Below are 13802 nucleotides of genomic sequence, written 5' to 3' on the forward strand. Positions count from 1 at the left end.
ATGGCCCAGTGCGGCTAACCCGGCGTCCTGCCGGGTTGCCCACGGATTCAAGCCTGCGTTCGGCCAGCGTGGTTTAACGGGGCGCCTAGGATCACAAGCAGATCAAGATCAAGATCAAGAGCGACTCGCTTCGCATCGTGGTTACGGTTGGGCGCTGCTGAGTTGTGTAGATATCTATGGCCATCGGGGGCAAGCCCCCTCCCACATTTTGATCTGCGTTTTCATTCGGGTAGATGCGCCACGCCGTCAGAATCGGTCATTGCCCTTTCAAGCAAATCCGCCGGCAAACTTTTGCTCGCTCGGGCACCGAGCAGTCTCAACTGCTCGGTGCGACTGACCAGATTCCCGCGTCCGTCCGTCAGTTTGTTGCGCGCTGCGCTGTAAGCCTTATCCAACTGTTGCAGGCGATTACCCACTTCGTCCAGATCCTGGATAAACAGCACGAACTTGTCATACAACCAACCGGCGCGCTCGGCGATTTCCCGCGCGTTCTGGCTCTGACGCTCCTGCTTCCACAGGCTGTCGATCACCCGCAGGGTGGCCAGCAAGGTGGTCGGGCTGACAATCACGATATGGCGGTCAAAGGCTTCCTGGAACAGGTTCGGCTCGGCTTGCAGCGCTGCGGAAAACGCCGCTTCGATCGGCACGAACAACAGCACGAAATCCAGGCTGTGCAAGCCTTCCAGGCGCTTGTAATCCTTGCCGGCCAAGCCTTTGACGTGATTGCGCAAGGACAGCACATGCTGTTTCAACGCCGCCTGGCCAATCACCTCGTCATCCGCTGCGACGTACTGCTGGTAGGCGGTCAGGCTGACCTTGGAGTCCACCACCACCTGCTTGTCGCCCGGCAACATGATCAGCACGTCCGGCTGGAAGCGTTCGCCATCCGGGCCCTTGAGGCTGACCTGGGTCTGATACTCGCGACCTTTTTCCAGCCCCGCATGTTCCAGCACCCGCTCGAGGATCAGTTCGCCCCAGTTACCCTGGGTTTTCTGGCCTTTAAGGGCGCGGGTCAGGTTGGTGGCTTCGTCCGACAGGCGCAGGTTCAATTGCTGCAGGCGTTCAAGCTCCTTGGCCAGGGAAAAGCGTTCGCGGGCTTCGTTCTGGTAGCTTTCTTCAACGCGCTTCTCGAAGGACTGGATGCGTTCCTTGAGCGGGTCGAGTAACTGCCCGAGACGCTCCTGGCTGGTTTCGGCAAAGCGTTGTTCGCGCTCGTCGAAAATCTTCCCGGCGAGTTCGGCGAACTGCGCGCGCAGCTCATCGCGGGAACCTTGCAGGTCGGCGAGACGTTGTTGATGGCTGTCCTGCTGTTCCCGCAGCTCGGCGCGCAGGGCCGCGGCCAGGGCGTCAAGGCGGCGCAGTTCGGTTTCCTTGGCGCTGCGGTCGATATTCCAGGCGTGGGCGGCGTCGCGGGCGTTATCGCGGTCGATCTGCAACAGCTCGACTTCGCGGCGTACCGCAGCCAGGTCGGCCTGCTTGGCGGCATTGGCCTGGCTCAGATCGCTGATCTCGTCGCGGCTGGCATCCAACTGCGCGGCAAGCCCTTCCTGGGCCAGTTGCGCGGTGGCCAGGCGCTCTTCCAGCAACTCCCAGCCGGTGGTGCGCGCGGTCAGCCGCCGTTGAAGCTGCCAGCACCACGCCAGTAACGGCAGGGCTGCGCCCGCAAGGCCGAGGGCGACACTGGTCCAGTCGAACACCATAGTCATTTCTGCCTTCACCCAAAAACAGCAAGGTTAACCAAGCAAGGCACGGGAGGACAGCTCAGTCTTCGACCTGGCCCAATTCGCGCTGGGCGCGGCGATCACCGGCACGGGCCGCCGAACGCAGCAGGTCCTGGCCGATACGCCGGTCGCGGGCATTTCCGCATTCACGGCACATCAGTTGGCCCAGGCGGCTCTGCGCGGCCACCACGCCTTCACGGGCAGGCTGCTTGAGCAGACGGCCGGCCAAGTGCTTGATGTTGGTACTCTGCCCCAGGCGCGGGCTGTCGAGCAGCCACAAGGCGACTTTCAACGAGAAGCGCTTGGGCGCGGTAACAGTTTGGGGAGTGTCGGTAACAGAAGGTGATACTGAGCGAAACTTCATAAAGCACTGTGGGGCAGACCAGAAGGCGCGCCACTCTACTCTTTTTTTCGTACAGGTAAAGCTGAAAAAACGCTGCACGCCCGTTCTAGAGCAAGCGCTTGGGACAATCCACAGAAGCTGTGGATAACTCAGTGGACAACCCCGCTTTAACTCGCGCAAAGCCCCATGGAACGGGGGCCGCAGTCAAACTGACGATTTTTTCACCAATAAAAAAAAGCCAGATTTTTCATTGACTTAAATTTTGATTGCAGGCAAATGAGCGGGCTCCAGGGCCGCTGCCCCTGAAGTTACACAAGCTGCGACAAATGTGCACAACTACCCAGTCAATGGTTATATCGCGGGTCTTTTTGCTCCGATAGGCCGGGAAAATGTTACTGCCTGCAGGCCTGGGGACTTTTCAAAGCGGTCGCCGCTCGCCACACTTCTCCACCGACAACGCAACCGTGCAGGGCCGATGAAAGGAATTCTGTTATTCGCCACGTTGCTGCTGGCCATTTGTGCGACATCCCTGGCCATCAATGCGCTGTTACCGTCCCCGGACGGCGCGCTGTTTGCCATCGCTATCCTGGTATCCGCCGCTCTGACCGCATCAAGTCTGTGCATCGAACTGGGAGAAGGCGGGATCGGCGACATGCGTGATGTCATTCGGGTCATCGAGACCGGCAAGTCCTTGAGGCTGACCCTCGCCGCCTACGCACTCGGTTGTACGTTGGCCGCGTCGATCACCGTGCTGGTCTATCGCGGGCTGCTGGGGGGCTGATCGGGATTTTTTTTACGGGACCACTTCCCTTCCCTGTTTCGATCCGTTACTATCCGCGGCGTTAGTACCAAGCTGAAAGTCAATTCTGGTCGAACATATCCCTGAATCACATGGGATCGACCACCTCGATGGTTTCCAGGTATCACTTGCGACGACACGGCCTTTGAACAAGCAAAGGGTGTCGCGAAGTCTCCATACTCTGACCGAACCAACCTGCAAATTGATCAGGATCTTCACCCGGGGCCCAGAACCTTTGCCCCTGTTGTGTTGCCTGCCCTCCTAAGTACCTACCTGCCAGCCCAAGCGCGCCTCATTCAATAGCGCTTCAAACTGGCTGCTTTGTTCCAGTCGGGTTCTTCGTTTGATCAATGGTGATCAACGTCACTGGAACGTTTTAATACGGCACGGTTCTTATCTGTGTCATTTGTAGGAACACCCATAATATGAACGCTCAAATCCATACTCAGGATGCCATTCGCACCCTCACCAACGCTTTTGCCCCAATGAACTGCCTGATCATGGCCGCTCGCAAAGGCTGCTTCAGCTTCACCCTGGTCAACGAACACGGCATCGCGCGTCACAGCGAACGCCTGTACCCCGATCAATACTCCAGCGCTGAACCGCTGCAGGCCGTGATCGAGCGTACCCGTCAGGCATTGATTGCCTGATCGACCCGAGTCGCTGAAACACAAAAACCCTGTCTGAAAAACAGGGTTTTTTATTGCCTGGAATTCACCCAAAGAATTCTTACTAATCACAAATAGATATAAGCGTTATAACCGAATAACAAAGATGTTTTAAAAACAGCCCTTTACAAGATGAATATGACACTACACTTCAACTCAAGCGGCATGATCCGCTTGCGACGGGCCTGAGATCCGATTCACCGCTGCCAAGCCCGCCTTCTCGGGCCCGTCATTCATTAAAAATATTTCACCCTCAAGAACGTTTGCGAGATTTCTCCCAGGCCCGGCAAACCTGTGTCTGACCCATGAAACACACGACCTTCTGACCAGGCAATTTGCAAGATTCGCCAAAAAACCGCAAATCTGGTCGGATTGTCCTACAAAACCGCTCTATCTCCTGCATTACAGCCTATAGCGCGATGTGAAATTTATTGATACTTTCCGCAGCGGTGATCACACGGAGTTCTAATAATGAAAAAAGTAATGCTCAAGACCACACTTAGCCTCGCCGTTGCCATGGCCTCCTCCCAACTGTTCGCCAGCGGCTTCGCCCTGAACGAACAGAGCGTCAGCGGAATGGGTACTGGTTTCGCGGGTCGCTCTTCTTCTGCCGATGATGCAAGCACTGTGTATGGCAACCCTGCCGGTATGGCTCGCCTGAGCGGCCAGCAGGTGACCGGCGGTGTCGCGGCCATCGATGCGTCCACTGACCTGAGCAATACCAGCGGTCGCTCCAGTGGCAGCAACAAGGGCGATATGGTGCCGTTCACCGCCGTCCCTTTCGGTTTCTACACCAATAAACTCAACGATCAGTGGGCTGTGGGTTTCGGCGTCTATGCGCCGTTCGGCCTGGTGACTGACTACGAAAGCGGCTTCCAGGGCCGTGGCTTTGGCAGCAAGAGCGAAGTGAAAGTCATCACTTTGCAACCGACTGTCAGCTACGCCTTCAACGATCGCGTTTCCGTGGGTTTTGGCCCGACCATCAACCGCATTGCCGGTACCCTGGAATCGGACCTGACGCTGAACCCTCGCGCCCCCGACACCAATATCAAGATCAAGGGTGACGACACCGCGCTGGGCTTCAACATCGGCGTGCTGGTACAAGCCACCGATACCACCCGCGTCGGCCTGACCTACCACTCCAAGGTCAGCTACAAGCTGGACGGCCACACCGAGGTCACCGCGCCGACCGCGACTTCCCCGTTCCTGCGCAGCAATCGCTACGACGCCTCGCTGAAGATCGACACGCCTGAGTCCTACGACCTGTCGGTGACCCAGGACCTGACCGATGCGTGGAAACTCTACGCCGGTGCAACCTGGACCCGCTGGAGCCGCCTGAAAGACATCACCGTCAAGAACGAAGGCGTGACTGCCGGAGCGGGTGGCGCGCTGGCCCCCGGCCTGGTCAGCACCATCAAGGAAGACCAGAACTGGCATGACACCTGGGCGTACGCCGTGGGTACTTCGTACCAGCTGACCAAGCAGGTGGTACTGCGTACCGGCCTGACGTTCGACCAGTCGCCGACCAACAACACGGATCGCTCGCCGCGCATTCCTACCGGCGACCGCACCATCTTCAGTCTGGGCCTGGGCTACGAGGTCATGCCGAACATGACCATCGACGTGGCTTACTCCTACCTGAAGGAAGAGGACGTCAAGGTTGCACGCGCCAACCAACTGGCCAGCTACAACGCCAAGTATGAGAACAGTGCCAACGGTTTCGGCCTGGGCATGACCTACCGCTTCTGATTCATCGCGGTATAAAAAAGCCCCGCCTCCTGCAAAGGAGGCGGGGCTTTTTAATGGACGATCCTGTATGTGATTGATCGTTCCCACGCTCCGCGTGGGAATGCATCCTGTGACGCTCCGCGTCACCGTTGCGCAAGTGCCGGATCTTGTCCTGAAAGCAGGACGCGGAGCGTCCCGGGCGGCATTCCCACGCAGAGCGTGGGAACGATCATGACTTGCTATCAGGGCTTGGAAGCGATCGCCTGCTCCACCGCCTTGATCAGCTCGGGACTGTCAGGCTTGGTCAGGCTGGAAAAATTGGCAATCACCTTGCCTTGGCGATCCACCACGTACTTGTAGAAATTCCACTTCGGCGGCGTGTCGGTCTGCTGCGCCAGGCTCTTGAACAGGTGCACCGCGTCCGGCCCCTTGACCTTCTGCGGCTCGGTCATGGTGAAGGTCACGCCGTAATTGACGTAGCAGACCTTGGCGGTTTCCTCACCGGTCTTGGCCTCCTGCTTAAAGTCGTCGGAAGGCACGCCAATCACCTCCAGCCCTTCGCCCTTATAGCGCTGATACAAGGCTTCGAGGCCTTTGAATTGGGGAGCGAAGCCGCAGAAGCTCGCCGTATTGACGATCACCAAAGGCTTGCCTGCAAAACGCTGGCACAGGTCAATGGATTCCTTGGCCCGCAGCTTGGGCAATTGGCCCTCCAGCAACGGCGGGCATCCGGCGGCCAGAGCCACACTGCCAGCAGCCATCAGGACGGGTACAGCGAGCCAGCGCATCAACATATCAAAGGTCCTTGATTCGGTTCAGACAATGAACTTAACAGATCGCCATGCCCAACTGCATCAACGCCAGGCCGCCTTGCTGCCAGCCCCACCAGGCCAACAGCAACACCACCAGCGCCACCGCCAGGATCACGCACCGCAGTGCTGCACTCATGCCGCCTCCATTTGCGCCTGAATGCGCGCCACCGGCCGCTCACGCACCGGCCAGTTCAGGGCCGCCGCGAGCAGGCTGAGCAAAATTGCCACCTGCCAGATCAAGTCATAGCTACCGGTTCGATCATAGACCACCCCGCCCAACCAGCCACCGAGGAATGAGCCGAGTTGATGGAACAGGAACACAATCCCACCCAACATCGAAAGGTTTCGCACGCCAAACAAGGTGGCAACCGTGCCGTTGGTCAGCGGTACGGTGGACAACCAGAGGAAGCCCATGGCCATGCCAAACAGGTAAGCCGTGACCTCGGTGACCGGCGCCCACAGGAACAGCCCGATCACCACCGCACGCAGCAGGTACAGGCCGGTGAGCAGACGCGGCTTGGACATGCGCCCACCCAGCCAGCCGGCGGTGTAGGTGCCGAACACATTGAACAGGCCGATCAAGGCCAGCACCGTGGTGCCCACCGTGGCCGGCAGATGCTGGTCCACCAGGTACGCCGGCAGATGCACACCGATAAACACCACCTGGAATCCGCAGACGAAAAAGCCGAAGGCCAGCAGCCAGAACCCGGAATGGGAGCACGCCTCCTTCAACGCTTCGCGCAGGGTTTGTTGACCGAGCGTCACCGGCAGCGGTTTGTCCTTGAGCATGGCCACCAGCGGCAGGATCAACGCCACCATCAAGCCCAGTGCCAGCAGCGCCGCCGACCAGCCCAGCCAACCAATCAAGCCGAGGGTGCCAGGCACCATGGCGAACTGGCCAAAGGAGCCGGCGGCGCTGGCGATGCCCATGGCCATGCTGCGTTTCTCCGGTGCGACGGCACGGCCGACCACGCCGAGAATCACTGAAAACGACGTGCCGGACAGGCCGATGCCAATCAGCAACCCGGCACTCAGGGACAATGACCACGCCGAATCCGACATGCCCATCAGCACCAGTCCCACGGCGTACAACACACCGCCGACGAACACCGCCCTGGTCGCGCCGAAGCGGTCGGCCAAGGCCCCGGTGAACGGCTGTGCCAGGCCCCAGATCAGGTTCTGCAAGGCAATGGCAAAAGCGAACGTCTCACGCCCCCAGCCGAATTCGCTGCTCATCGGCGCCAGGAATAGCCCAAAGCCATGCCGCACGCCCAACGACAACGCCAGGATCAGCGCACTCCCCAAAAGAACCCAGCCACTCGTGCGCCACATCGAGGTCATTTCTTATTCTCCGTCGCGGGTATATACCCGCTTGTAGCCGAACAAACCGCCGTTCAGGCCAGTTCATCCAGCAAGGCCAACAGGGTTTCGCGCTTTTGCGCGCCAAGCTGATCGATCAATTTCTGTTGCGCCGCTTCCCATGCCGGCAGGGCCGCCGCCAAACGCTGCTGGCCCGCCTCGGTCAATACCACCAGGCGATTGCGCAGGTCATCACCCTCGACCAACCGCACCAGGCCGTCACCTTCGAGGACGCGCAGATTGCGCCCCAGGGTGCTGCGGTCCAGGCCCATCGCTTCGGCCAGGCTGGAAATGCTCGGCTGATCGAGACGTTGCAGGTTGCACAGCAAGGAATACTGCGCAACGTTGATCCCGAAGCCGTCGAGGGCGCCGTCGTAATGCCTGCTGACGCCACGGGCGGCGCGTCGCAGGTTGGTGCATAAACATTGGGAGGCAAGCATGGAGCGTGTATATACCCGGAGTTGTGCAAATGCAAGAAAGTGTTACAACGCCAGTCCAATCAGCACCGCCGTTTCCAGCAGTTCCAGCAGTGCGCCGGCAGTATCGCCGGTGGTACCACCGAGGCGCTTGACCATCACCTGGCGCAACCCGATAAAACACACTGCGGCGAGCAATACCGCCAGCCCCCCGTTGAACCCGCCGATCAGGATGCAGGCCAGTCCACTGAGGATCAGCACCTGCTGGCCGACAACCCTGGGTAAATGATCCGACAGCGCCTGACCCAATCCACCCGCGCGCACATAACGCGTAGTGAGAAACAGCGCCAGCATCGACGCCCGGCCGATCAGCGGCGCGAGAATCAGCGCAGCACCATTGTGCTGCTCGATCAGCGTCACCAGCGCGGTGAACTTGAGCAGCACCACCAGGCCCAGGGTGACCACGGCAATGGGCCCGCTGCGTGGGTCCTTCATGATAGTGAGGGTGCGTTCACGGTCACCAAAACCACCCAGCCAAGCGTCGGCGCTGTCGGCCAGGCCGTCCAGGTGCAGGCCGCCGCTGAGCAGCACCCAGGCGCTCAACAGCAGCGCGGCGTGCAGCAACAGTGGCGTGCCCGTCAACAACGCGTTCAGGCCCCACAGCAGCACGCCGAACAGCACGCCCACCAGCGGATAAAACAGCAACGAACGCCCCAGTTCCTGAGGTTGCGGCATGCCCGGCAGGCGAATCGGCAGGCTGCTTAGGAACTGCAAGGCGATCCAGAATGGCAGCATGGTCAGCCTCCTTCCTTCAACGTGCCATCGGTCGCGACTTGCAAGTTGAACAGCCCGCCATGGCCGACTTCGACATTCAGCAATTGTTCTCGAGGCAAACCCCGCGCGCGCGCCAACAGCAGCCGCATCACGCCACCGTGGCTGATCAACAGCACGCGCTCACCGGCATGGGCCTGGCGCAGACGTGAGACAGCACCAAGCACCCGCTCGGAAAACGCGCCCACCGGCTCACCTTGCGGCGGCGTAAAACTGTAGGGGTCCGCCCAGAACAAGCCCAGGCCCTCGGCATCGGTTTCCATCAACGCCGCCGCGCTCTGCCCTTCCCAGGCGCCGAAGTGCAGCTCCTGCAGGTCTTTTTCCAGGCTGACCGGAAGGTTGAGACGCTCGCCCAGCTCCTGGGCAAAGCGCGCGCAGCGTTGCAACGGCGAACTGATCAGCCGGTCCCACGGCCCCCGCCCTGCGACTGCGGCGCGCATCTGTTCCCAGCCTTTGGCTGTCAGGGCGTCATCCAGGCTACCGCGCAGGCCGCCGCCCAATTCGGTTTCGCCATGGCGCAGCACATCCAGGTGCAACGTCATGCGGGACGGTCCGCCACCGCCGCTTCGGCGAAGGTCGCCATCTGCCCGTGCAGCGCACAGGCCAGGCGCAACAGCGGTACCGCCAACGCCGCGCCGCTGCCTTCGCCCAGGCGCAGGCCCAGCTCGAGCAGAGGCTGCGCGTCAAGACTGTGCAGCACGTGACGATGGCCCGGCTCGGCGCCACGGTGGCCGAACACCAGCCACTCGCGGCAGGCCGGGTTCAGGCGCGTGGCGACCAGTGCGGCGACGCTGCAGATAAACCCGTCCACCAGCACCACGATGCCCGCCTGGGCGCAGGCCAGATAGGCACCGACCAGCGCGGCGATTTCAAAGCCCCCAAGGTTGAACAGCGTCTGCAGCGCGTCGTCGCGCTGGGCCCCGTGCAGTGTCAGGCCGCGCTCGATGACCGCCACCTTATGACTGACACCCTGGGCATTCAAACCCGTGCCCGGCCCGGTCAGGTCACTCACCGGGCAATCGAGCAGCGCACAGGCCAACGCACTGGCGGCGGTGGTGTTGCCGATGCCCATCTCGCCACCGATAAACAGCTGTGCGCCGTTTTCCAGGGCGCGGTGTGCGCTGTCTCGCCCGGCCTGCAGGGCCTGATTGCCCTGAGCCTGGGTCATCGCCGGGCCGTTGACGAAGTTGGCCGTGCCCGCGCCGATATTCAGGTGACGCACGCCGGGCAACGCCAGGGAGGGCGTCACCGTGCCGAGATCGACCACCTCCAACTGCGCGTCCAGTTGCCGGGCCAACACGCTGATGGCCGCGCCACCGGTGACAAAGTTGTGCAGCATCTGCCCGGTCACTTCCTGGGGAAACGCCGACACGCCTTCCGCGACCACGCCGTGGTCGCCGGCAAAAATCGCGATCCACAGTTGATCCACCGAGGGCTTGACCCGGCCCTGCAAACCGGCCAATTGCACCGCCAGCGCTTCCAACTGGCCGAGGGAACCGGCGGGCTTGGTCAACTGCTGCTGACGGTCCCGCGCCTGTTCCTGCGCAGAAGCATCGATGGCCTTGCAGGGGTTGAGCCACCAGGAATCGGTCATAACGCAGTACCTTTCAAAGTCAGGGGCAGGCCGGCCACCGTCAGCACCACACGCTGACACCGCTCGGCCAAGGCTTGATGCAGCCAACCGGCTTCATCCACATAACGGCGAGTCAATTCGCCCAGCGGCACGACACCCAGTCCGGTCTCGTTGCTGACAAAAATGATTTCACCCGGCAGCGACGCCAGGGTTTGCAGCAACTGATCGCGCTCGAACGCCAGGCGCTCGGCATCCTCGAGCATCAACAGATTGGTCAGCCACAAAGTCAGGCAGTCGACCAACAGGCAATGGCCGGCAGCGGCGTTTTCACGCAGCACACGCGCCAGCTCGACGGGTTCTTCGATCAACCCCCAATGCTCCGGACGCCGTTCGCGATGCAAGGCAACGCGCTGATTCATCTCACCGTCCAGCGGTTGGCTGGTGGCGATATAAATCACAGACAGCCCGCTGTCGCCGGCGAGCTTTTCGGCCAGCCGACTCTTGCCCGAGCGAGCGCCGCCGAGAATTAATTGATGCATAAGCACATACCTTCCAAGGCCCGCCGACCGGCTGAGGCCGCCACCGAACAATGTGGGAGGGGCGGTGCGACGATTCGACTTGCCCCCGATGAGGGAGTAACAGTGAAAACTTCGATAACTGACCCACCGCTATCGGGGGCAAGTCGAATCGTCGCACCGCCCCTCCCACATTTAGTCCGCGGCCGTCTACACAACTCAGTAGCACCCAACCCTAACCACGATGCGCAGCGAGTCGCTCTTGATCTTGATCTTAGGCGCCCCGTTAAACCACGCTGGCACACCGAGCCTAAGCGAGGTGCCGAGTGGTGGGGCAAGAGCGTTTTGCTTACTTTTGCGCTTTTCAAAAGTGAGCCGCCGTAAGGGCGGAACCCTAAGCAGCCGTTACCGCAGAAACGGATATGTACTCGGTCCAATCCAACATCCTGGTCGGCCCAGAGGCCGCCATCGGGAGCAAGCCCCCTCCCACATTCTGTCCGCGTACACACCGTCAAAGCCCGCACAGTCTGCGCAACAAGTCCGTATCCAGATGGTGCTCCACCAAATCCGCCAACCGCTCGATATCCCGCTCACGCAGCGCGTGATAATCCACTTCCTGCACCTCCTGCAACCCCGCCCAGCGCAACAACGCACTGCACGCGGCCGGGGTTTCGAACAAGCCATGCAGGTACGTCCCGAGAATCTGCCCATCGGCACTCTGCGCACCGTCACTGCGCCCATCATCAAGCCGCACAGCGGCATTCGAAAGCGCCCCGCCGCTCGTCACCCCCGCATGGATCTCATACCCACTGACCTCGGCATCCTCCAGCAGCAACCGTCCGCGCACATTGCGCAGCTGCTTCTCCTGCGCAAGCGTGGTACTGAACGCCAGCAGCCCCAACCCGTCGCTGGAGCCGGCGGCTCCTTCCAGACCGAGCGGGTCATGCACCTGCTCGCCGAGCATCTGCAACCCGCCACAAATGCCCAGCACCTTGCCGCCATAACGCAAATGCCGCGCCACGGCCGTATCCCAGCCATTGGCACGCAAATACGCCAGATCACTGCGCACACTTTTCGACCCCGGCAGGATGATCAGGTCGGCTGCCGGGATCGGCTGACCCGGCCCGACGAATTGCAGGTCCACCTGGGGATGCAGGCGCAGCGGATCGAAATCCGTGTGGTTGCTGATGCGCGGCAGCACCGGCACCACCACCTTGAGCACCTGGGCAGCCTTGTCGATCTGGCGCTGATCGATACCGTCCTCGGCCTCCAGGTGCAGGTCCATCACATAGGGCAGCACGCCCACCACCGGCTTGCCGGTGCGCGCCTCCAGCCAATCGAGCCCCGGTTGCAGCAGCGCGATATCACCGCGAAAACGGTTAATGATGAACCCCTGGACCCGTGCCTGCTCGCTGGGGGACAACAACTCCAGGGTGCCGACCAGATGGGCGAACACCCCGCCGCGATTGATATCGGCGATCAACAGCACCGGGCAGTCCACGGCCTCGGCGAAGCCCATATTGGCGATGTCATTGGCGCGCAGGTTGATTTCGGCCGGCGAGCCCGCGCCTTCGACCATGACCACCGCATAGGCCTGGCTCAACCGGGTATGGGAGGCCAGCACCGCCTGCATCGCGATGGCCTTGTAGTCGTGGTAGGCGACCGCGTTCATGCTGGTCACGGCGCGGCCATGGATGATCACTTGGGAGCCGGTGTCGCTGTTGGGCTTGAGCAACACCGGGTTCATGTCGGTGTGGGGCGCCAGGTGGGCGGCCTGAGCCTGCACGGCCTGGGCGCGGCCGATCTCGCCACCTTCGGCGGTCACCGCGCTGTTGAGCGCCATGTTCTGTGGCTTGAACGGTGCGACCGGAACCCCCTGGCGCACCAGCCAGCGACACAGCGCGGTCACCAGCGTGCTTTTACCGGCATCGGAGGTGGTGCCCTGCACCATCAGCGTGGTCATGTCACTTCCTTATAGGCGGCCAGGGCCGTCTCGAGCCGCTGCCAATCGGCCTCGCTGCCGGGCAGGCCGAAACGCACGCTGCTGTTGTGCACGAACAGGCGCAGCAGGATGCCGCGCTGGGCCATGAATTCGTGCAAGCGTTCGGCGTGCGGTGTGATCAGCCACTGGAACAGGGCGCAGCCCCCGTGGGGTTCAAAGCCCTGGCGCTGCAGCAGGTCGAACAAACGCTGGCCGGTCTCAAGGCAACGGGTGCGCTGGCGGACATGCCCGGCGCTGTCGCTCAGGCAATGCTGGCCAATCACCCGGGTCGGCCCGCTGACCGCCCAAGGCCCGACCTGTTCGGCCAACAACCTGAGCAACTTGCGCTCGGCCAGCACAAAACCCAGGCGCACCCCGGCCAGGCCGAAGAACTTGCCAAACGAGCGCAACACGATCAAGCCGACCTGATGGGTGTGGCTGGCCAGGCTCAAGTGCGGGGTAACATCCATGAAGGCCTCGTCCACCACCAGCCAGCCGCCGCGCTGGGCCAGCCGCGCGTGCCAGTCGAGCAGGCGCTCAGGGGCCAGGTTCAAGCCGGTGGGGTTATTGGGGTTGACCACCACCAGCACGTCGAGGCCGTCGAGAAAGAAGTCGACTTCCTGCTCCTGCACTTCGCGTACGACATAACCGGCACGCCGCCAGGCCTCGGCGTGCTCGGCATAACACGGCGACAGCACCCCGACCTTGCCCGAACGGCGCAGGCGCGGCAGTAACTGGATCGCGGCCTGGGAGCCTGGCACCGGCAACGCTTGGGCGGCGCCGTAGTAGTCGCTGGCCACTTTCTCCAGGCCGTCATCGGCTTCGGGTAACCGCGCCCAGGCGCGCGCAGGAATCTCCGGGATCGGCCACGGCCAGGGCGCCAGGCCAGTGGACAAATCGAGCCAATCCGCTTCGGCAATCCCGTATTCAATTGCGGCCTTACGCAGCCGACCACCATGTTCAAGCATAAAATTGCGCCCCCGCGCACAGGATCAGCAGCCACAACCAAACGCCGCGCTGCACCAGTTGCCAGCCACGGTCGATGGCGTCAGCGTC

Annotated in this window: 14 protein-coding genes and 1 pseudogene; 3 read left to right on the forward strand and 12 right to left on the reverse strand. The window is 61.6% G+C overall.

Annotation, left to right across the window (positions count from 1 at the left end):
* Positions 1 to 221: 221 nt before the first annotated feature.
* Complete coding sequence (gene rmuC / locus BFP96_RS20915) at positions 222 to 1586, reverse strand: DNA recombination protein RmuC (protein WP_170876030.1); 1365 nt, start codon at positions 1584 to 1586, stop codon at positions 222 to 224.
* A gap of 175 nt (positions 1587 to 1761) precedes the next feature.
* Positions 1762 to 2085, reverse strand: coding sequence for a hypothetical protein (locus BFP96_RS20920; protein WP_065884517.1), 324 nt, complete (start codon positions 2083 to 2085; stop codon positions 1762 to 1764).
* A gap of 454 nt (positions 2086 to 2539) precedes the next feature.
* On the opposite strand from BFP96_RS20920, the gene BFP96_RS20925 reads away from it, so the two are divergent.
* The 3 genes from BFP96_RS20925 (at position 2540) to BFP96_RS20935 (ending at position 5280) form a co-directional block, all read left to right on the forward strand.
* Positions 2540 to 2845 (forward strand): hypothetical protein, encoded by a 306-nt coding sequence (locus BFP96_RS20925; RefSeq protein ID WP_065884516.1) that lies wholly within the window; start codon positions 2540 to 2542, stop codon positions 2843 to 2845.
* 443 nt (positions 2846 to 3288) lie between these two features.
* Positions 3289 to 3513 (forward strand): hypothetical protein, encoded by a 225-nt coding sequence (locus BFP96_RS20930; RefSeq protein WP_010208698.1) that lies wholly within the window; start codon positions 3289 to 3291, stop codon positions 3511 to 3513.
* A gap of 489 nt (positions 3514 to 4002) precedes the next feature.
* Entirely contained in the window at positions 4003 to 5280 is a 1278-nt protein-coding gene (locus BFP96_RS20935) for an OmpP1/FadL family transporter (RefSeq protein WP_065892313.1), read from the forward strand.
* A 221-nt stretch (positions 5281 to 5501) separates the two neighbouring features.
* Here the strand turns inward: BFP96_RS20935 and BFP96_RS20940 are convergent, their stop codons facing one another.
* The 10 genes and pseudogenes from BFP96_RS20940 to BFP96_RS30520 all read right to left on the reverse strand — a co-directional run.
* The gene (locus BFP96_RS20940; protein WP_065892314.1) at positions 5502 to 6053 is read right to left on the reverse strand and encodes a glutathione peroxidase; all 552 of its coding nucleotides are present in this window, start codon (positions 6051 to 6053) and stop codon (positions 5502 to 5504) included.
* Between the two features lie 150 nt (positions 6054 to 6203).
* Positions 6204 to 7412, reverse strand: coding sequence for an MFS transporter (locus BFP96_RS20945; protein ID WP_065884513.1), 1209 nt, complete (start codon positions 7410 to 7412; stop codon positions 6204 to 6206).
* A gap of 53 nt (positions 7413 to 7465) precedes the next feature.
* Entirely contained in the window at positions 7466 to 7870 is a 405-nt protein-coding gene (locus BFP96_RS20950) for a MarR family winged helix-turn-helix transcriptional regulator (protein ID WP_065884512.1), read from the reverse strand.
* A 42-nt stretch (positions 7871 to 7912) separates the two neighbouring features.
* On the reverse strand, positions 7913 to 8641 hold the full coding sequence (locus BFP96_RS20955; RefSeq protein ID WP_065936935.1) for an adenosylcobinamide-GDP ribazoletransferase: 729 nt from the start codon (positions 8639 to 8641) through the stop codon (positions 7913 to 7915).
* A gap of 2 nt (positions 8642 to 8643) precedes the next feature.
* Positions 8644 to 9219: an alpha-ribazole phosphatase family protein gene (cobC, locus tag BFP96_RS20960; RefSeq protein ID WP_065884510.1), complete on the reverse strand. Its 576-nt coding sequence runs from the start codon at positions 9217 to 9219 to the stop codon at positions 8644 to 8646.
* Positions 9216 to 10271 carry a nicotinate-nucleotide--dimethylbenzimidazole phosphoribosyltransferase gene (cobT, locus tag BFP96_RS20965; RefSeq protein ID WP_065936936.1) on the reverse strand — a complete coding sequence of 352 codons (1056 nt, stop codon included), beginning with the start codon at positions 10269 to 10271 and terminating at the stop codon, positions 9216 to 9218. Before cobT ends, cobC begins: the two co-directional genes overlap by 4 nt.
* A complete protein-coding gene (cobU, locus tag BFP96_RS20970; protein ID WP_065892317.1) occupies positions 10268 to 10789 on the reverse strand; it encodes a bifunctional adenosylcobinamide kinase/adenosylcobinamide-phosphate guanylyltransferase in 522 nt (173 codons plus the stop codon). Before cobU ends, cobT begins: the two co-directional genes overlap by 4 nt.
* Before the next feature lie 487 nt (positions 10790 to 11276).
* Positions 11277 to 12728: a cobyric acid synthase gene (locus BFP96_RS20975; RefSeq protein WP_065936937.1), complete on the reverse strand. Its 1452-nt coding sequence runs from the start codon at positions 12726 to 12728 to the stop codon at positions 11277 to 11279.
* A complete protein-coding gene (cobD, locus tag BFP96_RS20980; protein ID WP_065892319.1) occupies positions 12725 to 13714 on the reverse strand; it encodes a threonine-phosphate decarboxylase CobD in 990 nt (329 codons plus the stop codon). The genes BFP96_RS20975 and cobD overlap by 4 nt, the downstream gene beginning before the upstream one ends.
* Positions 13707 to 13802, reverse strand: a pseudogene (locus BFP96_RS30520) (cobalamin biosynthesis protein); the annotation flags it as partial. The pseudogene BFP96_RS30520 and the gene cobD, both read right to left, overlap by 8 nt.

Origin of the sequence: Pseudomonas sp. 34 E 7 (assembly GCF_900005715.1) — a bacterium.
Classification (GTDB): domain Bacteria; phylum Pseudomonadota; class Gammaproteobacteria; order Pseudomonadales; family Pseudomonadaceae; genus Aquipseudomonas; species Aquipseudomonas orientalis_A.